We start from the raw sequence: 25,586 nt of genomic DNA on the forward strand, positions 1-25,586 counted from the left end.
CCCACAACAAAGAGAACGAGAACATGCAAACACTCTCGCAGTCGTCTTCCCGCCCAGATACCTTGCGCTGGGCCATCTTCCTCGCCCTGCTCGGGCCCGGCGCCGCACTGGCCCAGGGCGGCCTGACAGCAACCAGCGGCCCCGGCGGCACACCGGTCATCAACGACGGCCACGGCGTCCCGGTCATCGATATTGTCGCGCCAAACGGCAAAGGGCTGTCGCACAACCAGTTCCTCGACTACAACGTCGACCGCTCCGGGGTGGTGCTGAACAATGCCACCCAGGCCGGGCAGTCGGAGCTGGCCGGTGCCCTGGCGGCCAACCCGCAATTCCAGGGCCAGGCCGCCTCGACCATCCTCAACGAAGTGGTCAGCCGCAACGCCTCGCTGATCGAAGGGCCGCAGGAAATCTTCGGCCGCCCGGCCGACTACATCCTGGCCAACCCCAACGGCATCACCCTCAACGGCGGCAGTTTCATCAACACCACACGCGCCGGCTTCGTGGTGGGTACTCCTGAGTTCGAAGGCCAGCAACTCAAGTACCTCGACACGCTGAACGCCAGCGGTACCCTGCAAGTGCTTGAGGGCGGCCAGCGCAACCCCAACGGCGCCCTCGATCTGATCGCCCCGCGCGTGGACGGCAAAGGTCTGCTGATGGCGCGCAACTCCATCGATATCACCGTCGGTCGCAACCGCATCGACAGCACCAGCGGCGAAATTGTCGAACACCTGCCCGGCACCCCGTCCAGCATCGATGCCAGCCTGTTCGGCGCCATGCGCGCCGGGCGCATTCGCGTGGTGAGCACCGCAGAAGGTGCCGGTGTGCGTGTGGGGGCATCGCAGCTGCTGGGTATCGACGGGGTCGACATCCAGTCGGCCGGCGCCCTGCAAGTCAGCGGCAAGGCCGACAACCCCGTCGAACTGCACAGCGAACAGGGCGATCTGCGGCTGACTGCTGCCGATGACCTGACACTCGAAACCGTCGATGGGCAAGCTCGACGAATCGAGGCCAAGGCCGGCAAGAAGCTCACGCTGGACGCCACGACCCGCGAGAACATCGAGCGCGACAGCGACAGCTGGAACAAGAAGTTCCTGTTCGTCACCCGCGAAACCTACAACCGCGAAACCACCACCACCCAGCAGCAGCAACAGGGCAGCAGCTTGCAAGGCAAGGACGGCGTGCTGCTGCAATCCGCTGACGACATGCGCCTGGTGGCTGCCAAGGTGGATGCTGGCAATGAGCTGACCCTCGACAGCGGCGCCAACCTGGCCATCGCTGCCGGCATCGACAGCCAGCACACCGAAGAGCAGGTTCGCCACCGCAAGGACTTGTGGCGCGGTGACAGCGATACCGACCAGTACAAGGAAACCGCGCAAGGCAGTGCGCTCCAGGCCCAGCGCATGACGCTGAAGGCCAAGAATACCGTCGATGTGAAGGGCAGCAGCCTGCACAGCCGCGGCGACATGGCGATCGAAGCCAAGGAGGCAACCATCGGTACCACCGCCCTGCAGGAGCGCGGTACCCGGCGCGACTATCGCGGCGACCTGGTATCCGGCACCTTCTTTGGCGACCGCAAGGGTAACGACAGCGAAGGCCAGGCCGTAGCCGGCAGCAGTGTCACGGCGGATGGCAAGCTGGCCGTGGTAGCTGACCAGGTTGCCATCAAGGGCAGTACCGTGCACGGCAAGGAGGACGCGGTGCTCTACAGCACAAAAGGTGCACTGGCCATCGAAGCCGACCATGGCCGCACCACCACCACCGACCGTACCAGCGACAGCAAGCTGTTCGGCCTGATTGGCAGCGACCGCGAGAACACCGAGCGTACGCAACAGGTACTTACCAGCGACGTCAGCTCGGCCACCAATTTGCGCCTGGCCAGCGCCGAGGAAATGCGCATCCAGGGCGCCAAGGTCGCAGCGGGCGGGCACCTGCAGGTAGAGGCCAAGGGCGACCTGCTGATTACCAGCGCGCAAGCGGTTGACGAGCGCGAAACCCGCAACCAGCAACGTGGTTTCACTGCCAGCGCCAAGCAGACCCAGGAGGCCGAGGATGGCAAGCCCGAGTCCCGCCAGTACTCGGCCGGCATTGCCTATGACGTCGCCACCACCAGCAGCAAGCAGCACACCACCAGCCAGGTCGCCAGTGAGCTAGAGGGCGCTTCGGTGAGCCTTGGCAGCGGGGCTCACCTGCAAGTCAACGGTTCCACGGTGAAGGCCGCCGCAGGCGACCTCGATGTGCAGGCCCAAAAGGTGACCCTGGGGGCAACCCGCAACGACCGCGACAAAACCACCAGCACCACCAACAGTGGAGGCGGCCTGACGGTGACCGGCGGCATCGACCGGCTGGGCAGCTTGTTCGAAGGCCATCACAACCGCCAGGTGCAGACCGAACGCGACAGCAAGGTGCAACGCAGCACATTGCAGGCCAGCGGCGACCTGAAGCTGAATGGCGATGAACTGGTCACAGAGGCCGCACGCGTCAAGGCCGGCAACACCCTGCAGGTGACGGCAAAACGCATCGACAACCGCGCGGTGCAGGATACCGAGGAACGTGAACAAAGCCGTGACGACTGGTCGGGCAGCCTCGGCGCCAGTGTCGAGTACCGCGACCTTACCCGCCCCATCGAACGCCTGGTGCTGGGCGAAGAAGCCGCGCGCTTCCAGCAAGCCTCCCCCGAAGACGCCATGGCGCCGCCCAGCGTTGGCGCCGACATGACCGTGGACCACCTCAAGCGCCTGGAAAACCAGCGCCGCGGCTTTGCCCAGGTGAGCGAGTTGGCCGGGGCCAAGGTCGAAGTCAAGGCCGACAACATCACCGACCAAGGCACCGCGTGGCGCGCCAACGCTGGCAAGCTGCAGATCGAGGCCCGACAACACCAGATGCAGGCGGCCGAGAACACCCAGGAAAATACCGTGCAACGCCTGGCCTACGGCGGCGATATGCGCCTGGACACCAGCACCGGCGAAGACCTGAATGCACGCGCCGCCGGCAAAGGCGGCTCGCTGGACAAAAAGGACAGCGCCAGCAGCGCCGTACCCGGCAGCCTGTATGGGCAACAGGGCATCCAGGTGCAACTGGGCAGCTCTGGCCATTATGAAGGGACGCGCATCGATGGCGGTGAAAGCAGCGTGGTCATCAGCAGTGCCGGTTCGCTGACATTGCCACAGGCAAACGACCAGACCGAACAGCAGTCACGCCAGCTCGACGGCAATGCCTGGGCCAAGGTCGGCAACCGCCCGGGCAGCACCGGCGTCGATGGCCGGGGCTACCTCGACCACGGCCAGAACCAGAGCACACAGAGCAAGGCCCAGGTGGCGCAGATCGACGCCAAGGGCCAGGTACAGCTGAGCAGTGGCGGCGACCTGTTGCTCGAAGGCACCCGCATTGGCAGCCGTGAGGCCAAGACCGGCGACATTCAACTGCAAAGCGGCGGTCGGCTGCAGGTCAAGGCGGCCAGCGACACCCAGAACGCTACCGGTGCCAAGATGGGTGGCGGCGTGGAGCTGGCGGTCAAGGCTGGCAACACCAAGGGCGGTGCCATCGGCGGCCACTTCAGCACCGGCAAGCAGGACGAAGAGGCACGCCAGGCGGTGAATGCCCTGTTCGCAAGCAACGGCACAGTGACCCTGGGCAGCAGCGCCCGCGAGAATGTCGCCCTGCACCTTGAGGGCCTGCAGGCCTCGGCCGAACAGATAACCCTCGACGCATCGAATGGCGGCATGCTGGTGGAAGCGTCCTCCAGCCAGGAGCGACGTGACAACCTCGACATCACCGCCGGGGCCGGCTTCGACATGGCCAAGGGCGCGGTCGACACCCGCGGCCTGCATGGCCGCCTCAAGGTGGAGCTCGACAAGCGCGACAACCTCACCTGGAACGCCAGCGACCTGCGCGCCGAGCGCATCGACCTGCAAAGCCGTGGCGATACCCGCCTCGAAGGCGTCACCCTGGAGACGGGGCGTATCGATGGAGTGATCGACGGCGACCTGCGCATCGCCAGCCGCAAGGACAACGTCAATACCCTGAGCGTGAAAGGCGATGCCCGGCTGAGCCAGGAGAAAAACCCGCGAGGCTACGTCAACGCGGCCACTTCGGTGGCAGGGCCGCTGGGGAGCAAGGTGGATAAAAAAGCTGGCTCCGCACTGAGCAAGGCAGACCCGGGGCTCTCGCCCACCTTCAGCCTCGACGTGTCGCACGCACAGCGCGACAGCGTAGGCCAGCAGACCACGCTCAAAGGTAGCGACGGTATCGACCTGCAGGTTGGTGGCAACGCTCGCCTGGTGGGGGCACGCTTGCAGTCGGCCAAAGGCGATGTGGTGCTCGACGCCAACTCGGTTACCCGGGAAACACTGAGCGGTAACGATTATCGCCGGGATGTGTCGATCGATGCGTCCAACTCACCGGTGGACCTGGGCACGGCGGTGGCCGAGCTGGCCAAGGGCAAGGGTGCGGCGGATGGGGAAAATGCACTGGACCTGGGGTTGTTGAGGACCAGTGGGCACAATCGCAGTGAGCAGTGGGCTTCGAGTGTGCAGGGCAAGAAAAACTGAAGCAGGCGCCGCGCTGGAGGGCACGGGCTTCGTGCCCTCTTTTAGCATTTGGGCCAGACAGTTGATTGGTTGTAGGAGCGGCAAGCCAGCTTGCCGGCGATAACACCTGTCTACCAGCGCAAATCCCGCTGCCCTGCCAGCGCCTGCGGTCCAAGCCACTGCACCCCACGCAGCAAAGGCGTCAGCGCCGCCTCCGGCTGCAGCTCGACCACCACCTGCGCCCGTCGCGCGGGCAGGTCGGCATCCACGGCCACTTCATGCTGCCCCTGCTGCACCAACTGCCCGCGCAGATGCCAGCCGCTGCGGCAGTCCATTTCCAGCCAGCCCTGCCCCAGGCCCAGTGACCAGGGCTCGCTCAGGGCAAGGTCGGTTACCGTCATGCGGCCTTCGCTGGCACGGCATTGCCGCCCTGCCCCCTGCACCCGCAACGTGCCCTGCCACTGGCCGGCCAAGCGGTAATCCGTCGCCACCGTCGCCTGGGCCCCCATGGCTGTCGCCTCCAGCCGCCAGCGCCATGGCCAGCCTTCGGCGCGCAACTGCCAGGCCTGGCCCTGGAAGCCGAGCTGCGCGTTCGCCTGCATGCGCCAGGGCTGCACCGCCCAACGCAATGGCCCGACCGGCCCCAGTTGCTGCGCCTGGCCTTGCCACAGGCTGCCGCTGACCTCACGCTCTGGCAGTCCTATCCCGCGCACCACCCAGCTGGCCGGCAGTTCCACCAGCAATGTCACGGCGAAAACCAGCAGCACCCACGCCACACTTCTTCGACTCATGGCCGCACCACCAGGTCGAAGCGCAATCTCTTTTCATGCTGTTCCAGCCCCCACTGCAATGGCTGTACGCCTTCTGCACGCAGGACCTGCAACCAGCCTTGCAGCACTCGCTCGTCGGCCACCTGCCCACGCAGTTGCCAGGTCTTGCCCTGCGCATCGACCTCGGCCAGTTCGATCTGCCGCGCCTGGGCCGACTGTCGGAGCCGCTCCAGGTTCAACCCCGGGCCGCCTTGCAGGCTGGCGGCCTGTTCGGCCAGCCCGCGCCACTGGCTGAGCTCGCGCCATTGCGCAAGGCCTGTGCGCAGGGCCAGGAAGGCCAGCAACAGGGCAATCAGTGCCCAGGCGAACTTCAAGCGATGACGCTGTACCCAGTCCCGGTTCATGAGGCTGCTCCCAGGTCGAATACCACTTGGCCGTCCTGCACCTGGACCGAGGCCCCGGCAGCTGTTGCCATCTCGCTCCATGGCGGCGCACTGCCTTCACCCTCCAGACGCAGGTGCCAACGCTGGCCATCGAAACGCACCGCTTGCAGGCGCCAGCCGGGGTGGTCACGCAGCCAGGCCTGCAACATCGTCTGCAGGTCTTCGAGCTGGCGCGTGCGCAGCTGCTGTTGCAATTCACTTTCGCGCAGGCGCTTGAGGGTCTGCGCGGCGTGCCGGGGGCTGGCCTGCTCACCGGTGACGGCGATGACCTGGCTGCGCCAGAGTTGTGCCTGGGTCCACTGCTTGCTCAACCACAGCCCGCCCCAGACGGCAGCCAGTACCAGGCAGGCCGCAAGCAAGCGTTGCTGCAGCCGGGACACCACCGGTAGCGAACGCACCTTGCGGGTACGCTCGAACAGGCCGGGCAATGAATCGAGCGGTGCCAGCGTACTGGGCCAGTCGCCGCTCAGCGCGACCTTTTGCAGCTCCGCCCACGGTTGCCGTGGCACCTCGCCCAATGCGTCCGGCCAGACTAGCCAGTGCTCCTGCCTGTCTTCGGCCAGCCCTTTGTACAAATACATGCTGGGTGTGCGCTGCCATTGCCAGGCATGTCCCGACTCGGGGGGCGGCAGCAGCTGTAGTTCTGCCCAGCAACGTGCCACCTGCAAGCCCCATTCGGCGCACTGCCCGCGCCAGTCCTCCAGTTGCTGACGGGCCACTACCAGTAACCGAAGATGGCCGGGGTCGCGGGCCAGGCAGGCGCATGTCACCTCGTCGACTGCCTGCAGCAAGCGGTCTTCGAGCAACAGCGGCCATTCTTCACGCTTGAGCCCCGGCGGTGCCGGCACGCGGAAGTAGCTGCACGCCTCGGCAGGCAGGATCAACGCCACACGGGCCTGCAGGTTCGCCGGGGGCTCGCCCTGCCCATGGCGTTGCACAAGGCCGCCCTCGGCTAGCGCCCAGTGCCAGACAACGCCTGGTCGCAGCAACAACCACGACTGGACCGGGCTGCGCCGCCGCCTTTCAAACTTCATGAGCGCCCCCACGGGAGGGCGAAGGTGCAGACATAGGGTGCTCCGTCACGCTGCAGTTCCAGACGCACGCCACGGCCGGGGTGCGCAGGTTGGTCGGAAGGCCAGGCCAGCCAGCGGCCGCCCTGGTAATAAAGAACATTCATGGCGCTGACCCGGTCGAGCCGCTCGCGCTGGACCCAGCGTGGGGCGGCGGCGGCATAGAGATCGGCCGAGCTTTCCAGCAGCAGGCGCTGTTCGCGGGCCTCGAAGCGCAGGCGCTGGCGCTGCAGGCGCGAGCCGCCCTCGGCTTCCGGCATGCCGGTGCTGGCGACCCAGAGCAACTGTTTGCTTGCCGGTTGCCAGTCCAGCCAGCGGCTGGCCAAGGGCAGGCGCTGGTCGTAGACACGGCGCATTACCGGGCTGTCGAAGCGACGCTCCAAGGCCAGGCAGAAGTCCAGCACCGAGGTTTCCTGCGTGGTGACCTGCAGGCGCTCGCGAACCTTGAGCCAGCCGTTGACCAGGGCGGCGAGCATGATGCCGAGCACAGCAGTAAGTGCCAGGGCGACCATCAGCTCGATCAGGGTAAGGCCGGCCTGGCGGTGCTTGCTCGGCAGGGTCCAAGGCTGACGAGTATGCGCCCTCCCTGTGGGAGCGGGTGCGCCCGCGAACACCGGCGAAGCCGGTGCCATACACCGAGTCGCCTGCTTCGCGGGCATGCCCGCTCCCACAGGGACCGCGCAAGCTTCACGATCTCTGTCACTCACGGCTGATCCAGGGGCAGGCACCTGCGCGGGGTGGAACTGGGCCCCTGTGGGAGCGGGCGCGCCCGCGAACACCGGCGAAGCCGGTGCCATCCACCGAGTCGCCTGCTTCGCGGGTAAACCCGCTCCCACAGGGACCGCGCAAGCTTCACAATCTCTGTAACTCATGGCCGCTCCAGGGGCAGGCACCTGCGCGGGGTGGAACTGGGCCCCTGTGGGAGCGGGCGCGCCCGCGAACACCGGCGAAGCCGGTGCCNNGGGGGGGGGCGGCCCCCCCCGAAATGGGGTGTTAAGTGCCCCGCGGGTGTCCGGGGCCGCGCCCGCTCCCACAGGGGCAGCACAAGCTTCACGATCTCTGTCACTCACGGCTGATCCAGGGGCAGGCACCTGCGCGGGGTGGAACCGGGTCTCTGTGGGAGCGGGTTCACCCGCGAACACCGGCGAAGCCGGTGCCATACACCGAGTCGCCTGCTTCGCGGGCATGCCCGCTCCCACAAGAGCCGCACAAGTTTCACGATCTCTGTAACTCATGAGCACTCCAGCGGCAGGTACCTGCGCGGGGTGGAACTGGGTCTCTGTGGGAGCGGGCGCGCCCGCGAACACCGGCGAAGCCGGTGCCATCCACCGAGTCGCCTGCTTCGCGGGCATGCCCGCTCCCACAGGAGCCGCACAAGTTTCACGATCTCTGTAACTCATGAGCACTCCAGCGGCTGGCATCTGCACGGGGGAGGAACTGGGCCTCTGTGGGAGCGGGCGTGCCCGCGAACACCGGCGCAGCCGGTGCCATACACCGCGTCGCCTGCTTCGCGGGCATGCCCGCTCCCACTGGGACCGCGCAAGCTTCACGGTTTCTGTAACTCATGGCCGCTCCAAGAACACGGTGTACTGGCCTAGCGGCAGGCGCTGGTCGCGGTCGGCGAACAACAGCAGCTCGCCACGGCGCAGGTCGCGTACGCCGGTGCGGCGCAGCTGCAGTTGCCAGTGGCAGCGCTGGCCGCCCTGGCTCAGTTCACCGCCAACCTGGTTTGCCGCCGGCCAGTACTGCTCGACGGCAAAGCGGGTTTGCAGTTCTCGCGCGCATAGCAGGCCAAGGCGGTGTTGCTGCAGGTTGTCCTGCACCGCCAGGCGCTGGCGCAAAACCTGGCTGGTGATCACCGCCAGCACCGCGGCAATCGCCAGGGCCACGGTCACCTCAAGCAGGGTGAAGCCACGCTGATGCCGCTTCATGGGGCGACCACCACCTGCAAGCGGCCATCGCGGCTCCAGGCCCATTGCTGGCTGCCATCGGCCCAGCGCCAGCGCACGTTGCCCGGTTGCGCCCAGCCATGCGGGGTGAACAACAGGCGCGGCTGTGGGCTGGCCGGCCAGTCCGGGCGCAGGCCCTTGGGCCAGTCACCAAGGGCGACAGCTTCGACCTCCCAGCCATTACCCTCGCGCCGGACGAACTCCGGGCGCTGGCCATTCCAGCGCAGCCCGCGCAGCTGCCCGGCATGCCGGGACAGAGCGGCCTGCGCCCGGGTCTCGCTCGCCAGCCGTTGCAGCGCCTGGTCGACACTGGCCTGGCTGTTGCCGAACCCGGCCACCGCCAATCCGGTCATCAGCCCGGCGATGGCCAGCACCACCAGCAATTCGATCAGGCTGAAGCCCCGCTGACGGCGCACCCGTTACAGCTCCCAGTTACCCAGGTCGGCATCCTGGCCTTCGCCGCCCGGCAGGCCGTCGGCGCCCAGCGAGTACACGTCGACCCGGCCATGCTCGCCGGGCATGCGGTACTGGTACGGGGTGCCCCACGGGTCTTCCGGCAGGCGGCGTACGTAGCCGTCGCTGCGCCAGGCCCGTGGCAGCGGTTCCTGGGCCGGCTTTTTCACCAGCGCGGCCAGGCCCTGCTCGCTACTGGGGAAGCGCAGGTTGTCCAGGCGGTACATGTCCAGCGCCTGCTCCAGGGTGGCCAGGTCGGCCATCACTTTCTGCTTCATGGCCTTGTCCTGGTTGCCCAGCACGCTGGGCGCGACCACGGCGATCAGCAGGCCGATGATGAAGATCACCACCATGATTTCCATGAGGGTGAAACCGCGCTGGCGGTTACGTCGATGCTGCATGGCAGTACTCCTTGTCGTCACAATTGCAGGCCCTGGTTGAGTTGCATGATCGGCAACAGCACCGCCAGCACGATGAACAGCACCACAGCGCCCATCACCAGGATCATCAGGGGTTCGAACAGCGCCATGGCGGTATCGACCTGGCGGGCGAAGCCGCGCTCCTGGTCGTCGGCCACGCGCTCGAGCATGTCGGCCAAAGTGCCGCTGGCCTCGCCGCTGCCGACCATGTTCACCAGCAGCGGCGGGAACTGCTGGCTGGCATCCAGCGCGCGATGCAGGCTGGTGCCGCCCTGCACCTGCTGGCGCACCTGCTCCATGGCCAGGCGGATACGCCGGTTGCCGACGGTTTCGGTGGCCACTTGCAGAGCTTCGAGCAGGGCCACACCGCTGCCGCTGAGGATTGCCAGGCTGCGTGCCAGGCGCGCGCTTTCCAGCACCTGAAGTAGGCTGCCGATATGTGGCAGGCGTAGCAGCAGCTGGTCGCGGCGCAGGCACCAGTGCGGCTTGCGCAGCAACCAGCCGCCGAGCGCGCCGAGCAACAGGGCCAGCCCCAAAAGCCAGGGCCCGGCCTGCACCAGCCCTTGGCTCAGGCCGATCAGCAGCGATGTAATGAGCGGCAGGCTCTGCCCGGCATGGGCGAATTGTTCGGTGAGTTTGGGTACGACGAAGGCCATCAGGCCTACCACCACGGCAAGCGACACCCCCATCAACACGGTGGGGTAGATCAGCGCGGTACGTGCCTTGTGCTGCTGTCGTTGAACCTGCTCCAGGTGGTCGGCGAGGCGGGTCAGCACCTGGGCCAGGCGCCCGGACCGCTCGCCGGCCTCGACCAGCGCGCAGTACAGGCCGGTAAACGGTGCCCCCTGGCGCGCCAGGCTGCGGGCCAGGCCCAGGCCTTCGGCCAACGAGCCGCGCAAGGCCACCAGTACACTGTGCAGGGCGGGCTGGCGCAGTTGCCGTTCCAGGGTAGCCAGGGCGTCGACCAGAGGGATGCCGGCACCGGTCAGGGTGGCCAGCTGACGAGTCAGTTCGCACAGCTGGGCGCGGCTCAGGCGCTGGCGCCGGGGTTGCCGGGTGCCGGCTTCGTGACGCTGCAAGTGGCGGGCGAACAGGCCCTGCTCACGCAACAACTGGCGGGCATGACGTTCGCTGTCGGCCTGCAAGCTGGCCTTGTGGGTCTTGCCGGCGAGGTCGACGGCCTGGTAGCGATAGGTCGGCATGGCTCAGCCCTGCACCACGCGCAGTACTTCGGCCAGGCTGGTCTCGCCACGGGCCAGGCAGTCGCTGGCCATCGCCACCAGGCTCTGCCGGCGCTCGGCCAGGTAGGCCTGCATGGCCAGTTCACTGGCGCCGTCGTACAACAGGCCGATCAGCCCGGCATCCAGCTCGATGAATTCATACAGGCCCAGGCGCCCGACATACCCGCTGCCCTGGCACTGCTCGCAGCCCACCGCGTGGTAGCTGCTGCCCAGCGCCGCCAGCTCGGGCCACAGGTCGCGTTCCGCCGGCTGCAGCGGGTGCGCCACGGCGCAACTGCACAAGCGCCGCACCAGGCGCTGGGCCAGTACGCCGCGCAGGCACGAGGCGATCAGGAACGGTTCGATGCCCATGTCGCGCAGGCGGGTCACCGCGCCCACCGCACTGTTGGTGTGCAGCGTGGACAACACCAGGTGGCCGGTGAGGCTGGCCTGTACGGCGATCTGCGCGGTCTCCTGGTCACGGATTTCGCCGAGCATGATCACGTCCGGGTCCTGGCGCAGGATGGCGCGCAGGCCGCTGGCAAAGGTCAGCCCGGCACGCGGGTTGATGGCGGTCTGGCCGATGCCGGCGATAGCGTATTCCACCGGGTCCTCGACAGTGAGGATGTTGCGGCTGCCGTCGTTGAGGCTGTTGAGGCTGGCATACAGGGTAGTGGTCTTGCCCGAACCGGTCGGCCCCGTGGACAGCACGATGCCGTTGGGCCGTGCCAGGCAACTGCGCAGGCCCTGCAACACCGCCGCCGGCATGCCCAGGTTGCCCAGCGCCAGCAGGCTGGCCTGCTTGTCGAGCACGCGCATCACCACCCGTTCACCGTGGATGCCGGGCAGTGTCGAGACCCGCACATCCACTTCGCGCCCCGCCGCACGCAGGGTGATGCGGCCATCCTGGGGCTGGCGCTTTTCGGCGATGTCCAGACGGGCCATGACCTTGATCCGCGACACCAGCATGGCCGACAGCGCACGCGGTGGGCGCAACACTTCGCGCAGGTGGCCATCGACCCGCAGGCGCACCACCAGGCTCTGCTCGAAGGTTTCTATGTGGATGTCCGACGCGCGCAGGCGCAGGGCCTGGCCGAACAGGCCGTTGATCAGGCGAATCACCGGGGCTTCGTCGTCGCTTTCCAGCAGGTCCTCGATGCGCGGCATTTCGCTCATCAGGCTGTCCAGGTCGACCTGGTCGCCGATGCCTTCGATCAGCGCCTCGGTGGCAGCATCGCCGGCCTGGTACAGCTGGCCGAGGCGTTCGTCGAACAGTGCAGGCTCCAGGTATTCGAGCAGGCTGGGCTGGCCGTGCACGCGCAGCAGCTCCTGCAACTGGGCGCTGTCGGCGTCGTGCCGCAACCATAGCTGCCAGCCCTGCTCCGCAGGGGCCATGGCCACCCCGCTCTGCCGTGCCTGGCGATAAGGCAGCATCACCAGTCACCGCCTTCCAGCCGTGCGCGGCTGGAGGGGAACACCTGCAGCAACGGCGTAGCGTTTTGCGCATCCGCAAGGTCGGGCAACTGCAGCGGTGTGGTCTGCTGCAAGGTGCGGTACTTGTCTTCGCTGAGCCCGGCCAGGCTCGGCCCGTCACGCAGGATACGCGGGCGGATGAACACCATCAGGTTCTGCTTGGTGTTCTTGGTGGCGTCGGAGCGGAACAGCCGGCCCAGGTATGGGATATCGCCAAGCAGCGGCACGCGCTGGTCGCTGGTGCTCAGTTCGTCGCTGATCAGGCCGCCGAGGATCACCAGGCCGTTGTCCTCGACCATGACCTTGGTCTTGATCTCGCGCTTGTTGGTGATCACGTCGCTGGCAGCCGTAGTGTCGGCAATCGACGACACTTCCTGGACGATGTCCAGGCGCACGCTGTTGTCGACGTTGATCTGCGGCTTGATGCGCAGCTTCACCCCGACTTCCTTGCGCTCGATGGTCTGGTACGGGTTGGCGTTGTTCTGCGTCACCGATCCAGTGACGAAGGGCACTTCCTGGCCGACCAGGATCGACGCCTCGGCGTTGTCCAGGGTCAGCAGGGTGGGCGTGGACAGCAGGTTGAAGCCGCTCTTGCCCTTCAGCGCGTTGACCAGCATGGCGAAGTTGAAGCCGCCGCCGAAATGGCCGATACCCGCCATGGCTCCGGTGGTGCTGGACAGCAGGTCGCCAAGGGCCTCGTTGTCGCCACTGGCAGCAGCCCCGGCGATGCTGGCGATGTTTACCCCGTTGCTGCCGAAATTGACGATGCCGGCACCGAACTTCTCGTCAGCGAACAGCCACTGCACGCCCAGTTCCTGGGCGCTGCTGTCGGACACCTCGGCGATGATCGCTTCCACCACTACCTGGGCACGGCGGATGTCCAGCTGCTCGACAATGGCGCGGTAAGCGGCCAGCTCGCTGTCGGGGCCGACCATGACCACGGCGTTGGTGCCTTCTTCGTACTCCAGGCGGATGCCCGAGCCTCCGGCGACAGGCACTACGGGCCTGTCCTTGCCCTCTGCTTCGCCCGCACCTTCAGAGGGCGCCATGCCTTCCTGGCTGAGCCCGCGCAACACCTTGACCACTTCGCCCGCATTGGCATGGCGCAGGTAGATGACCTGGGTACTGCCGCTGCCTGGTGCGTCCTGAGGGCGGTCGAGCTGGCGCAGCAAGCTGGCGATACGTTCCAGGTTGCTGCGCCAGTCGGTAACTACCAACTGGTGCGCCGCCGGATAAGGTGTGATCACACCGACCCGTGGGTCGATCAGGGGCTTGAGAATGCCCAGCACCTGCTCGCTGGCGGCGTTGCGCACATTGAATACCCGCGTGGCCACGCTGTCGCTGCCTTCCCCCTGCTGCCCTCCCGCCTCCACCGGCACAGGCTCCAGGCGAGCGGCCTGGTCGGGAACGATCTTCACGCTGCCGTTGGGCAGGTCGACAGTGGCGTAGCCCTGGGCGCGCAGCTGGGCCAGGAAGATGTCGTAGATGGCATCGGCGTCGTGCAGGTCGACGGTGCGCACGGTGACCTTGCCCTTGACCCGGGGGTCGACGATGAAGGTGGTGCCGGTAATGCGCGACACGCTGTCGATGAACTCGCCCAGTTCGGTGTCGACGAAGTTCACCTCGTACATCGGCGTACCGTTGTCGTCGAATACTGGCTCTTCAGCACAGGCCATGGACAGGGCCAGGCTCAGCGCGGCCGCCACGCAATATCTAACAGGCATCGTTCATCCTTGCCGCTTGAAGCCGGTCACGGCGGGGCGTGGCGGCCAGGGCAGGCGTTCACGCCGCCCCTGGTTGTTGAAAATCAGGCCATCGCTGTCGATGTCCTGCAGCACGATCCCTGGTGCCAGGCGCTGACCGCGGGCCAAGGTGCGCACCTGCTCGCCATAGCGCAACACCACCACGCTGGAGGCCAGCGGCTGGGCCTTGAGGCCACCCAGGTATTGCAATGGCAGGCGGGTGATGGCGATGGCACCGTCGTCGACGGGTACCTGCCATTGGCCGACCATCAAGCCAGGCAGCGGCTTGTCGGGCGCGGTGGGCGCAGTGGCCGGTTGCGGCTGGCGGCCCAGTTGCAGCACGCACTGGGCGGCCAGCCAGCCGGCCAGGGTCAGGCCAGCGCCAGTCAGCAGGCGCGAGGCGAGCATCACGAGGCCAGTTGCCTTGGGTGCCAGCCCGGGTGCCCCTGCACGTAGCGCACTTCGGGCAGTTGCAGCGGCGCCAGTTGCCAGTCGCTCGCCTGGCGTGCGAGCCAGGCTTCGACCCGTTGCCACAGCGGCTCGCCGGCCTGGGTTTCGAATTGCAGGCCAAAGGTGCGGCACAGGCCCTGCACCGGTTCCAGGCCACTGATGCGCTTGCCTTGCGGGCTGTAGCTGACACGCCAGGCCTGGCCCTGCCAGCGCGGCAGGTCCTGGCTGTTGTCCAGCAGCAGCGGGTCGCCGAACAGTTGCTCCGCGGCGTTTTCCAACACTTGCTCGACCTGCCGGGCCGGCGCTTCGACCACCGGTGCCGGGTAGCCACCGGTGAGGCTGATCAGGTGTTCGCGGGTAATGGCCGCCCCGGCGGGCAGCGGGTAGTCGTAACGCAGGCCCGGCAGCAACACCGGCATGCTGCTGTCGTCGGCCAGGGCCTGATGCAGCAGGCGGTCCCAGCTGCCGCCTCGGGTATCGCGGCGCCACAGCGCCTGGGGCGCGCGGGCCAGCGGTTGATCGAGCCAGGCCGCGTGGCCGGCGCGCTGCTGGCGCAATTCTGCCTGCAATGCCCCGACACGCTGTTGCGCGGCGGGTGCCAGCTGTTGCTCAAAGGCCGGGAAGAAACGCCCGTCGAACTGCCACAGCCCGGCCACGCGCTGGCAGCGCAGGCGGAAGGCGCCGCTGCCCCGGCAACCGGCGAACAGCACCGGCACGCGGCGGCCGCTGGCCTGGCTCACCTCGACCGGCTCCGGCCACAGGTCCTGGCCACGGGCGCACAGCAGCACGTCGATCTGCGGCACCCGTTCGGCCAGCCACAGACCCGGCCCGGTACCGACATCGGCCATGGCCACCACCAGGTCGGCCTCGCGCCGGGCTTGTTCGAACACCGGCTGCAATGACTGGTACCACTGTTTAAGGGAGGCTTTCTGGTCCTGGGCGTAGGGGTCGGTCAAGCCGACCACGGCAATACGTGCACCGCCGCGTTCGAAGACGTGCAAGGCTTCCAGGCCCAACGCCAGGCGTTGCGTGTCTGCCAGCCCGGCGCCCAGGGTAACGGCGCCAGCCTGGCGATACAGCGCCGAGCTGCGCTGTGGCCACAGCACGCGCTCGTCGCTGCTGACCCGCGCTTCGCTGCCCAGCAGCTGGCTGCCCTGCAGGCCGCTTTCGCCCTGGGTCAGGTAGGCCAGGCCACTGCCATTCCAGCCCTGGCCGTTTTCCAGGGTCAGGCTGTTGCCCGCCCCAGCCTCGCCGCGCAGCTGCTCGAGCAACGCCGCCAGCACCGCGTAGCCGCCCAGCTGGGCAGATGCAGCCTGGCTGGCATCGAGCAGTGGCGCCAGTCGCGGGTAGGCGATGCTGGCACTGCTGCCGGTCATCCATGGGGCACGGCCCAGGTGGCTGACCGGCCCCAGGCGGGTGGCCGGCACCACGGCCTGGCCAGGCTGGCGGGCATCGAGGGTGTCGGCCACGTACAGCAGGTCGAAGCTGGCATTGCCGCCCTGCTGCCCGGGAAGGGCGGAGCAGGCGCCGAGCAACGGTGCCAAGGCACCGATACCCATCCAGCCGATCACTTCGCGCCTGTGCACACTGCTTGCCATCGAACCCGCCATCCTTATCCATGTTCATTCAGGGCCCCGGATGTTGCGGCGTTGGCATTACAGTTTGATGGCAGAAATCCGACAGCCATTCCAAAGTGGTCTGTACAGCACGCTTCTAAGAGCGAGTTGTTTTAAAACCCCCTTAACATTTCTGCCAATGAATCATCATATTTGCGCACTAAAGTCGCGGTTTCCTCTAACTCAGCCAACATAAGGACACCCTGATGAGTCGAGATACCGGCGACAACCTGGACCGGAACCAAAGCGGCAACCTGCCGATGGCCAACGTCATGGACGCCTACCTGAGCCGCCGCAGCGTGATGCGCGGCAGCCTGGGCGCCGCCATCGCCATGATTGCCGGTACCGGCCTGACAGGCTGCTTCGACGGTGGTGGTTCCGATCACGATGATCCGGTCACCGAGCCACCCGTGACTGAGCCGGAAGTGCCGAAACTGGCACTGGGCTTCCAGTCCATCCCGGGCTCGCGCACCGACGCCTGCGTGGTTGCCGCCGGCTACAGCGCCTATGTGCTGGCGCCCTGGGGCACGCCGATCAACAGCAACGGCAACCCGTGGAAGTCCGACGGCAGCAACACCTCGACCGACCAGGCCAACGCCATGGGCATGCACCATGACGGCATGCACTTCTTCCCCATCAACGGCAGCTCCGAAGACGGCCTGCTGGCGGTCAACTTCGAGTACATCGACACCGCCGCCCTGCACCCTGCCGGCCCGACCACCGATGTGAACGGCAAGCGCCCGGTCGAGGAGGTGCGCAAGGAAATCAACGCCCACGGCGCCGGCGTGGTGCGCCTGCAGAAAATCGGCGGCCGCTGGCAGGTGGTCGACAACGACCCGCTCAACCGCCGCTTCACTACCGCCTCGCGCATGGAAATCACCGGCCCGCTGCGGGGTACCGAGCACGTCAAGACCAAGTACTCCACCGCCGGCACCCACTGCCGCGGCACCAACAACAACTGCGGCAACGGCTATACCCCGTGGGGCACCTACCTGACCTGTGAAGAGAACTGGCCAGGCATCTTCGTCAACAAGGGCACCCGCCCCGAAGACCAGCGCCGCATTGGCGTGGGCACCTCCAGCGGCCAGTACAAGTGGGAAACCGCGGCCGGTGACAGCAGCGAAGTGGCCGACGAATTCGCCCGTTTCGACGTCACCGTCAAAGGCGCCAGCGCCACCGACGACTACCGCAACGAAGCCAGCACCTACGGCTATATCGTCGAAATCGACCCGTACAACAGCAACACCCTGGCCACCAAGCGCACGGCGCTGGGCCGCTTCCGCCACGAAGGCTGCGCCCCGGGCCTGCCCGTCGCCGGCAAGCCGCTGGTGTGGTACATGGGTGACGACTCGAACAACGAGTACCTGTACAAGTGGGTGTCCACCGCCGTGTGGGACGCCGCCGACGCCAACCCGGCGGACCGCCTGGCCACCGGCGCCAAGTACCTCGACCAGGGCAAGCTGTACGTGGCCCGCTTCAATGCCGACGGCACTGGCGTACGGCTGCTTCTGGACGTGGCCACCGCCACCACTGGCGGCAGTACCCTGGGCGCACTGTATGGCGACCTGCCGGGCATCATCCTCAACACCCGTGGTGCTGGCGATGCCGTGGGCGCAACGCCGATGGACCGCCCGGAATGGACCACGGTCAACCCGCTCAATGGCGACGTGTACCTGACACTGACCAACAACAGCGCGCGCACGCCGGAAAAGGTCGATGCAGCCAACCCACGCGGCCCGAACCGTCACGGCCACATCATCCGCTGGCACGACAGCGACGACCAGCTGAGCTTCACCTGGGACATCTTCGTGTTCGGTGCCAACGCTGCCGGCACTGCCGACATCAACCGCTCCGGCCTGACCGAACTGAACCAGTTCGCCAGCCCGGACGGCATGAGTTTCGATAGCCGTGGCGTGTTGTGGTTCGAGACCGACAACGGCGAGAGCACCGTGACCGACTACACCAACGACCAGCTGCTGGCAGTGATCCCAACCAACCTGGTGGATGCCAGCGGCAAGCAGGTGCCGGTGAACGCACAGAACCAGGTGGACCTGCGCCGCTTCTTCGTCGGGCCGAATGGCTGCGAAGTGACCGGGATTACCTTTACTCCGGACAACAAGACGCTGTTCGTCAACATCCAGCACCCGGATAACTGGCCGTATACCGACAAGGCCACCGATGCCACCCCGGCAGGTGCCACGGTAAGGCCGCGGGCTGCGACGGTGGTGATCCAGCGTATCGATGGCGGGGAGATCGGCACCGCCTGATCGATCTGCGCACGGGGGCCGCTTTGCGGCCCTATCGCCGGCAAGCCAGCTCCCACAGGTACAGCGTTGCTCTCGAGGTGTCGCTGTACCTGTGGGAGCGGCCTTGTGTCGCGAAAGGGCCGCAACGCGGCCCCAGGATTGATGCGCAATAGTGGAAATTGCTGGGGCTGCTTTGCAGCCCTTTCGCGACACAAGGCCGCTCCCACAGGGGATTGCGCCAACTTTTAGAATTTGAGCAAGACAGTTGCTCCCACCTCGACCACATCGGATTCAAGTCATGTGCAGCTCCTGTGGGAGCCGACTTGTCGGCGATGAGGCCCTGACAGACTATGCAACCACAGGGACATCACAGGTTCTGAATGCTGTGGTAACCCTGTGGGAGCTGGCTTGCCGGCGATGGGCTGCAAAGCAGCCCCGGCAATCTCAAGCCCTACCACACCATCGGCTCGCGGCTACGCACCCGCACTTGCTGCGCCGGAACCCGGGCATGCCATTGCACCACCCCCAGCGCCTCCACCTGGAACTCGCTGCGTATCACCCGCCCCTCCTCCGCGAACGACAGCTGCAACAGGAAATACCCGCTGTTCAGCAGCAGCCCTTCGCTCAAACGCTCGAAGGTTTCGTCATCCACCGCCCCCAGGGCCTGGCGTAGCGCAGTTGCATCCACATACCCCGACGCCGGCCGGCCGCTGATGATGCGGCTGAGCAACGAGCGCGGATAGCGCCCTTCATACAGCGCCTCCAGCAATGGCAGATGCTCCAGCCCAAGGGCATTGGCATTCAGCCGCCAGCCGGTGGTCTGCGGCAAGGCGCACAGCATCGGGTAACGGCCCTGGCGGCTAGCGTCCGGCTCCAGTAGCAGGTTCAGCTCGCTGGTATCGAGCATTGGCTGGTTGGCCGCCAGGCGCGGTGGTTGCTGGCGCAGGTACTGGGCGCTCTCGGCGCCCTGCAGGCGGGTATCGCTGTCGGCATCCAGCCAGTCGGCCAAGGCATCGACCAGGCGCTCGGCAGCCATGTCGTCGCCCAGCAGGTAACGCAACTGGCGCGCAGCACGCTCACCGTCAGCGCCAAGCAGCGCATTGACGTTGAAACAGGTGTGCTGATCGCGCACCCGCAACTGCGCCTGGCCGGCGCCAAAATCGTAGTTCAACGGCTGCCCGCGCAAGGCCTGCCAGAACAGCGGGCTAAGCCGCCAGCTGGGGTCACGCAGGGCCTGCTCGGCATAGGCCAGGCCGGCCTGCTCCATCGCTCGCGCCTGCACCCGCTGGTGCAACAGGCGCACATCATCGACCTGGCGCCGGCCATCTTCCACCAGCCAGGCCATGCCCGCCGCCAGCATCGCCAGCACCACCATCACCATCAGCAGGGCCGCGCCCTGCTGTTGCCTGCCACCCATCCTTGCCTGCCTCTGTCGCCGAATAAAGACGCCAGTCAACACGCCCGGTGTTGCAGGTAGATGGCAGCGGCCGTTCGTCATGTGTACGTCATCTGCGCGAGGCAGGATTGTCTTTCCTTTTCATGACCTTACAGGAGTGGTCGCAATGGGTGGCATTGGAATCTGGCAACTGGTGATCGTACTGCTGATCGTATTCCTGCTGTTTGGTACCAAGCGCCTCAAGGGCCTGGGCAGCGATATGGGCGAGGCGATCCAGGGTTTTCGCAAGTCCATGGGCGGTGACACTGACGCCACTCCCCCAGCGCATACGCAGGTGCAGCAACAGTGCCCGCTGACCGGTCAGGGTACGCAGCAACCGCAAGCGGACCGTCAGCCCTGATGTTCGAGGTAGGCTTCAGCGAGTTGCTGCTGGTCGGCATCGTCGCGCTGTTGGTTTTAGGCCCGGAGCGCCTGCCGGTGGCGGCACGCACCCTCGGGCGCGGCCTGGGCCAGGCGCGCAGGGCCATGCACGCCTTGCGCAGGCAGGTGGAGCGGGAGATCGAACTGCCCGCTGTCGAGCTACCCACTCTCGACAGTGCGCCTTTGCAGCGCCTGGAACAGGAGATCCGCCAAGGCATCAGCCTGAAAGCGGAGCCGGCCAATGATGCGGCCACGGTCGCTCCCCCCAAGGAAAACCTTTCATGAGCATTGCCATGGACCCGGCGGCGAGCATGCCGCTGACCGAACACCTGCGCGACCTGCGCAAACGCCTGGTGCGTTGCCTGGCGCTGGTGGCGCTGGTGTTCGCCGGCCTGTTCCCCTTCGCCCAGACGCTGTACACGCTGATCTCCGAACCGCTGCGGCGCTTCTTGCCGGAAGGTGCGAGCATGATCGCCACCAGCGTCACTTCGCCGTTCCTGACGCCGTTCAAGCTGACTGCGATGTGCGCAGTGTTTATCGCCATGCCACTACTGCTGCACCAGGCCTGGGGCTTTCTGGCGCCGGGGCTGTACCGCCGTGAACGGCGCATTGCCCTGCCGTTGCTGGTGTCGAGCATCGTGCTGTTCTACGCCGGCATGGCCTTCGCCTTCTTCCTGGTGTTCCCGATGATGTTCGGCTTCTTTGCAAGCGTTACACCGGAGGGCGTGGCGATGATGACCGATATCAGCCAGTACCTGGACTTTATCCTGGCGCTGTTTCTGGCGTTCGGGCTGGCGTTCGAGATCCCGGTAGCGACGTTTATCGTGGTCTGGGTAGGGTTGGCCGATGTGGCTACGTTGCGACGCAGCAGGCCCTACGTGATCGTCGGCTGCTTTGTGGTGGGGATGATCCTGACGCCGCCGGATGTGTTTTCGCAGACGATGTTGGCGGTGCCGATGTGGGTGCTGTTCGAGGTGGGGTTGCTGGCTTGTGGGTGGTTGAAGCGGCCTGGGCAGGGCAAGGAGATTGTGGCTGGATTGTAGGGCCCTATCGCCGGCAAGCCAGCTCCCACAGAGATATCACAGGTTCTGACGACTGCGATATTCCTGTGGGAGCTGGCTTGCCGGCGATGGCCTTGATGCGGTCTAGAACTCGGCGAGCCGCCAGACTTCGTAGGCTGGCGTCTCGTACGGGTGGCTCTGCTTGAGTGCAGCGACGACCTGGGCAATCAGGTCGTCAGCCACCACCAACTCCACCTTCCACTCTTCCACCACCTCGACCTGGCCGGTTTGCCCGAGGAACGGCTGGCTGCCGTCCAGCGGGCGGAACTGGCCTTGGCCCAGCGTCTGCCAGGCGCAGTGGTCATAGTCACCGATGCGCCCGCCACCCGCGGCGAACACAGCGGCCTTGACCACTTCGACGTGGCTGGCGGGGACGAAGAAGGCGAGCTTGTACACGCCTTAGTTCACCCACACCCGTGCATTACGGAACATACGCATCAGCGCGGCATCTTCCTGCCACTCATCCGGGCGCCAGGAGTTCTGCACGGCACGGAACACACGCTCCGGGTGCGGCATCATGATGGTCACGCGGCCGTCGCGGCTGGTGAGGCCGGTGATACCACGCGGCGAGCCGTTCGGGTTGGCCGGGTAGGCTTCGGTGACCTTGCCGTGGTTGTCGACGTAGCGCAGGGCCACGCAACCGGACAGGTCGGCTGCCAGCAGTGCTTCTTCGCTGGCGAACTCGGCATGGCCTTCACCGTGGGCGATGGCGATCGGCATGCGCGAACCGGCCATGCCCTGCAGGAAGATCGAGTTGGACTTCTGCACTTCGACCATGGCCACACGCGCTTCGAACTGCTCCGAGCGGTTGCGCACGAAGTGTGGCCAGTGCTCGGTGCCCGGGATCAGCTCGTGCAGGTTGGACATCATCTGGCAACCGTTGCACACGCCCAGGGCGAAGCTGTCGGTACGCTCGAAGAAGGCCTGGAAGGCGTCACGGGCGCGGCTGTTGAACAGCGCCGACTTGGCCCAGCCTTCACCGGCACCCAGCACGTCGCCGTAGGAGAAGCCACCGCAGGCAACCAGGCCCTTGAAGGCTTCGAAGTCGACACGGCCAGCGAGGATGTCGCTCATGTGCACGTCGATGGCGGCAAAGCCGGCACGGTCGAAGGCGGCTGCCATCTCGACCTGGCCGTTGACGCCCTGCTCCCGCAGGATGGCCACTTGCGGGCGCACGCCCTTCTTGATGTACGGCGCGGCGATGTCGTCGTTGACATCGAAGCCCAGCTTGACCGACAGGCCCGGGTTGTCTTCCTCGAGCAGCAGGTCGAATTCCTGGTCAGCGCAGTCGGCGTTGTCGCGCAGGCGCTGGATCTGGTAGCTGGTCTCGGCCCACTGGCGCTGCAGCATGCGGCGGTCGTCGTCGAACAGCACTTCGCCGTTCAGGCTGATGGACACTTCACCGTTGTTGACCGGCTTGCCGATCACCGCGACGCAGCCTTCACCCAGGCCAGCGGCGCTGAACTGTGCCAGTACGTCGGGGGTGGCATCCTGGCGAACCTGGATGACCGCGCCCAGCTCTTCGTTGAAGAGGATGGCCGGCACGTCGCCCTGGCTGTCGGTCAGCGGGTCGAGGTGCAGGTCGAGGCCGCAGTGGCCGGCGAAGGCCATTTCCAGCACGGTGGTGACCAGGCCGCCGTCAGAACGGTCGTGGTAGGCCAGCAGGTGGCCATCTTCGTTCAGGCCCTGGATCACGGCGAAGAACGCCTTCAGGTCTTCGGCGTCGTCGACGTCCGGTGCCTGGGCAGCGATCTTGCCGTAGGTCTGTGCCAGGATCGAGGCGCCCATGCGGTTCTTGCCGCGGCCCAGGTCGATCAGGATCAGGTCGGTCTCGCCCTTGTCCATGCGCAGTTGCGGGGTCAGGGTCTTGCGGATGTCGGTGACCGGGGCGAAGCCGGTGATGATCAGCGACATTGGCGAGGTAACGCTCTTCTCGACGCCCTCGTCGCTCCACTTGGTCTTCATCGACATCGAGTCTTTGCCGACCGGAATGGTAATACCCAGTTCCGGGCACAGCTCCATGCCGACAGCCTTGACGGTGTCGTACAGGCGGGCGTCTTCACCTGGGTGGCCGGCGGCAGACATCCAGTTGGCCGACAGCTTGATGTCGGACAGCTTCTTGATGCGCGAGGCAGCCAGGTTGGTCAGTGTCTCGCCAATTGCCATGCGGCCGGACGCCGGGGCATCCAGCAGAGCCAGCGGGGTACGCTCGCCCATGGCCATGGCTTCACCGGTGTAGACGTCGAAGCTGGTGGCGGTGACGGCGCAGTCGGCCACCGGTACCTGCCACGGGCCGACCATCTGGTCACGAGCTACCAGGCCGGTGATGGTGCGGTCACCGATGGTGATCAGGAAGCTCTTGCTAGCCACGGCCGGGTGGCTGAGGACGCGCTGAACGGCGTTGTCCAGGTCCAGCTTGCTCGGGTCGAAGTCATCGCCCAGCTCGGCTTCGCGGGTAACCGAACGGTGCATGCGTGGCGGCTTGCCCAGCAGCACATCGAGCGGCATGTCTACCGGCGTGTTGCCGAAGTGGCTGTCGCTTACGGTCAGGTGTTGCTCTTCAGTCGCTTCACCCACTACGGCAAACGGGCAACGCTCACGCTCGCAGATTGCCTTGAAGCGCTCGAAGTCGACGGCGCTGACGGCCAGCACGTAACGCTCCTGCGATTCGTTGCTCCAGATTTCGTGCGGGGCCATGCCCGGCTCGTCGTTGGGCACGTTGCGCAGTTCGAAGCGGCCACCACGGCCACCGTCGTTGACCAGCTCAGGGAAGGCGTTGGAGATACCGCCGGCGCCAACGTCGTGGATGAAGGCGATCGGGTTGTTGTCGCCCAGCTGCCAGCAGCGGTCGATGACCTCCTGGCAACGTCGCTCCATTTCCGGGTTTTCGCGCTGTACCGAAGCGAAGTCCAGGTCAGCCGAGCTGGCACCGGTAGCCACCGACGAAGCGGCGCCGCCGCCCAGGCCGATCAGCATGGCCGGGCCACCGAGCACGATCAGCTTGGCGCCGACGGTGATCTCGCCCTTCTGCACGTGGTCTTCACGGATGTTGCCCATGCCACCGGCCAGCATGATCGGCTTGTGGTAGCCGCGCACTTCTTCACCGTGAGGGGTGTTGATGGCCTGCTCGAAGGTACGGAAGTAGCCGGTCAGCGCCGGGCGACCGAATTCGTTGTTGAACGCAGCGCCACCCAGTGGGCCTTCGATCATGATGTCGAGGGCGTCGACGATGCGCTCAGGCTTGCCGTAGGCCTGCTCCCACGGCTGTTCGAAGCCCGGGATACGCAGGTTGGACACGGTGAAGCCGGTCAGGCCTGCCTTGGGCTTGGCGCCACGGCCGGTCGCGCCTTCGTCGCGGATTTCGCCGCCGGAGCCGGTGGAGGCGCCGGAGAACGGGGCGATGGCGGTCGGGTGGTTGTGCGTCTCGACCTTCATCAGGATGTGCACCGGCTCCTGCACCGCGCCGTACTGGCGGGTTTCAGGGTTCGGGAAGAAACGGCCGGCAACGTTGCCGACGATCACCGAGGCGTTGTCCTTGTACGCAGACAGCACACCTTCGTTGTGCATCTGGTAGGTGTTCTTGATCATGCCGAACAGGCTCTTTTCCTGAGCCTGGCCGTCGATGTCCCAACTGGCGTTGAAGATCTTGTGGCGGCAGTGCTCGGAGTTGGCCTGGGCGAACATCATCAGTTCGATGTCGTTCGGGTTGCGCTTGAGGCCCTGGAAGGCGTTGACCAGGTAGTCGATCTCGTCTTCGGCCAGGGCCAGGCCCAGGTCGATGTTGGCCTTGGCCAGGGCGTCACGGCCACCGGCGAGGATGTCCACCGAGGTCATCGGCTTGGGCTGGGCATGGCTGAACAGGTCAGCGGCCTGCTCCAGCTGGCCGAGCACGCGCTGGGTCATGCGGTCGTGCAGCTCGGCGGCGATCAGTTCGGCGTCGGCTTCGCTCAGGTTGCCGGCAACGTAGTAGGCGATACCGCGCTCCAGGCGCTGGATCGACTGCAGGCCGCAGTTGTGGGCGATGTCGCTGGCCTTGCTGGCCCACGGCGAAATGGTGCCCAGGCGCGGCACGACCAGGAACAGGCGGCCGCTCGGCTCCTGTACCGGCACGCTCGGGCCGTACTTGAGCAGACGCCCCAGCACCTGCTGCTGGTCGGCGGTCAGCTCGCCGTCGACATCGGCGAAGTGGGCAAATTCGGCATACAAACCAGTAACAGCGGGGACTTTCTGGCTCAGTTGCTCGAGTAATTTACCGTGGCGAAAGGCAGAAAGGGCAGGAGCGCCGCGCAGGATCAACATCGTCGGGACAGCCTCAGGAAGGGGTGTGCTTAG

At 66.3% G+C, this 25,586-nt stretch carries 20 protein-coding genes; 5 read left to right on the forward strand and 15 right to left on the reverse strand.

Annotation, left to right across the window (positions count from 1 at the left end):
• Positions 1–23 precede the first annotated feature (23 nt).
• Positions 24–4,547 (forward strand): hemagglutinin repeat-containing protein, encoded by a 4,524-nt coding sequence (locus B2790_RS24070; RefSeq protein WP_286919938.1) that lies wholly within the window; start codon positions 24–26, stop codon positions 4,545–4,547.
• Between the two features lie 110 nt (positions 4,548–4,657).
• On the opposite strand, the gene B2790_RS24075 is transcribed toward B2790_RS24070, so the two are convergent.
• From B2790_RS24075 to B2790_RS24130, 12 genes are all read right to left on the reverse strand, one after another.
• Entirely contained in the window at positions 4,658–5,317 is a 660-nt protein-coding gene (locus tag B2790_RS24075) for a general secretion pathway protein GspN (protein ID WP_286919939.1), read from the reverse strand.
• Positions 5,314–5,700, reverse strand: a complete 387-nt coding sequence (gene gspM / locus B2790_RS24080; protein WP_286919940.1) for a type II secretion system protein GspM — start codon at positions 5,698–5,700, stop codon at positions 5,314–5,316. The genes B2790_RS24075 and gspM overlap by 4 nt, the downstream gene beginning before the upstream one ends.
• The gene (gspL, locus tag B2790_RS24085) at positions 5,697–6,773 is read right to left on the reverse strand and encodes a type II secretion system protein GspL (RefSeq protein WP_286919941.1); all 1,077 of its coding nucleotides are present in this window, start codon (positions 6,771–6,773) and stop codon (positions 5,697–5,699) included. Before gspL ends, gspM begins: the two co-directional genes overlap by 4 nt.
• Complete coding sequence (locus B2790_RS24090; protein ID WP_349681755.1) at positions 6,770–7,441, reverse strand: prepilin-type N-terminal cleavage/methylation domain-containing protein; 672 nt, start codon at positions 7,439–7,441, stop codon at positions 6,770–6,772. Before B2790_RS24090 ends, gspL begins: the two co-directional genes overlap by 4 nt.
• Before the next feature lie 930 nt (positions 7,442–8,371).
• Positions 8,372–8,740, reverse strand: coding sequence for a type II secretion system protein GspI (locus B2790_RS24095; RefSeq protein ID WP_025337901.1), 369 nt, complete (start codon positions 8,738–8,740; stop codon positions 8,372–8,374).
• Positions 8,737–9,174: a type II secretion system minor pseudopilin GspH gene (gene gspH, locus B2790_RS24100; RefSeq protein ID WP_286919942.1), complete on the reverse strand. Its 438-nt coding sequence runs from the start codon at positions 9,172–9,174 to the stop codon at positions 8,737–8,739. The genes B2790_RS24095 and gspH overlap by 4 nt, the downstream gene beginning before the upstream one ends.
• 3 nt (positions 9,175–9,177) lie before the next feature.
• The gene (gspG, locus tag B2790_RS24105; RefSeq protein WP_013971171.1) at positions 9,178–9,612 is read right to left on the reverse strand and encodes a type II secretion system major pseudopilin GspG; all 435 of its coding nucleotides are present in this window, start codon (positions 9,610–9,612) and stop codon (positions 9,178–9,180) included.
• Positions 9,613–9,629: 17 nt separating this feature from the next.
• Positions 9,630–10,832: a type II secretion system inner membrane protein GspF gene (gspF, locus tag B2790_RS24110; RefSeq protein WP_286919943.1), complete on the reverse strand. Its 1,203-nt coding sequence runs from the start codon at positions 10,830–10,832 to the stop codon at positions 9,630–9,632.
• A 3-nt stretch (positions 10,833–10,835) separates the two neighbouring features.
• Entirely contained in the window at positions 10,836–12,284 is a 1,449-nt protein-coding gene (locus tag B2790_RS24115; RefSeq protein WP_286101861.1) for a GspE/PulE family protein, read from the reverse strand.
• Positions 12,284–14,047, reverse strand: a complete 1,764-nt coding sequence (gspD, locus tag B2790_RS24120; RefSeq protein WP_178080713.1) for a type II secretion system secretin GspD — start codon at positions 14,045–14,047, stop codon at positions 12,284–12,286. Before gspD ends, B2790_RS24115 begins: the two co-directional genes overlap by 1 nt.
• A 3-nt stretch (positions 14,048–14,050) precedes the next feature.
• The gene (locus B2790_RS24125) at positions 14,051–14,476 is read right to left on the reverse strand and encodes a pilus assembly protein PilZ (RefSeq protein ID WP_286919944.1); all 426 of its coding nucleotides are present in this window, start codon (positions 14,474–14,476) and stop codon (positions 14,051–14,053) included.
• Positions 14,473–16,113, reverse strand: a complete 1,641-nt coding sequence (locus tag B2790_RS24130; RefSeq protein ID WP_286919945.1) for a lipoprotein UxpA — start codon at positions 16,111–16,113, stop codon at positions 14,473–14,475. The genes B2790_RS24125 and B2790_RS24130 overlap by 4 nt, the downstream gene beginning before the upstream one ends.
• Before the next feature lie 224 nt (positions 16,114–16,337).
• Between B2790_RS24130 and B2790_RS24135 the strand changes: the two genes are divergently transcribed.
• Positions 16,338–18,398, forward strand: coding sequence for a PhoX family protein (locus B2790_RS24135; protein WP_286919946.1), 2,061 nt, complete (start codon positions 16,338–16,340; stop codon positions 18,396–18,398).
• 430 nt (positions 18,399–18,828) lie between these two features.
• Here the strand turns inward: B2790_RS24135 and gspK are convergent, their stop codons facing one another.
• Positions 18,829–19,794: a type II secretion system minor pseudopilin GspK gene (gspK, locus tag B2790_RS24140; protein ID WP_137163093.1), complete on the reverse strand. Its 966-nt coding sequence runs from the start codon at positions 19,792–19,794 to the stop codon at positions 18,829–18,831.
• Positions 19,795–19,939: 145 nt separating this feature from the next.
• On the opposite strand from gspK, the gene tatA reads away from it, so the two are divergent.
• The 3 genes from tatA to tatC are packed head-to-tail and all read left to right on the forward strand — an operon-like array spanning position 19,940 to position 21,236.
• On the forward strand, positions 19,940–20,173 hold the full coding sequence (tatA, locus tag B2790_RS24145; RefSeq protein WP_286919947.1) for a twin-arginine translocase TatA/TatE family subunit: 234 nt from the start codon (positions 19,940–19,942) through the stop codon (positions 20,171–20,173).
• Positions 20,173–20,478 (forward strand): Sec-independent protein translocase protein TatB, encoded by a 306-nt coding sequence (gene tatB / locus B2790_RS24150; RefSeq protein WP_015269116.1) that lies wholly within the window; start codon positions 20,173–20,175, stop codon positions 20,476–20,478. Before tatA ends, tatB begins: the two co-directional genes overlap by 1 nt.
• On the forward strand, positions 20,475–21,236 hold the full coding sequence (tatC, locus tag B2790_RS24155; protein ID WP_137163092.1) for a twin-arginine translocase subunit TatC: 762 nt from the start codon (positions 20,475–20,477) through the stop codon (positions 21,234–21,236). Before tatB ends, tatC begins: the two co-directional genes overlap by 4 nt.
• A gap of 102 nt (positions 21,237–21,338) precedes the next feature.
• Here the strand turns inward: tatC and B2790_RS24160 are convergent, their stop codons facing one another.
• Together B2790_RS24160 and purL are read right to left on the reverse strand one after the other, a co-directional pair.
• Positions 21,339–21,650 (reverse strand): hypothetical protein, encoded by a 312-nt coding sequence (locus B2790_RS24160; RefSeq protein ID WP_015269114.1) that lies wholly within the window; start codon positions 21,648–21,650, stop codon positions 21,339–21,341.
• Positions 21,651–21,653: 3 nt separating this feature from the next.
• Positions 21,654–25,553: a phosphoribosylformylglycinamidine synthase gene (gene purL, locus B2790_RS24165; RefSeq protein ID WP_137163091.1), complete on the reverse strand. Its 3,900-nt coding sequence runs from the start codon at positions 25,551–25,553 to the stop codon at positions 21,654–21,656.
• Between the last annotated feature and the right edge of the window lie 33 nt (positions 25,554–25,586).

The sequence above is a fragment of the Pseudomonas sp. UBA6753 genome, assembly GCF_002453565.1.
In the GTDB taxonomy this organism is placed as follows: Bacteria; Pseudomonadota; Gammaproteobacteria; order Pseudomonadales; family Pseudomonadaceae; genus Aquipseudomonas; species Aquipseudomonas putida_Z.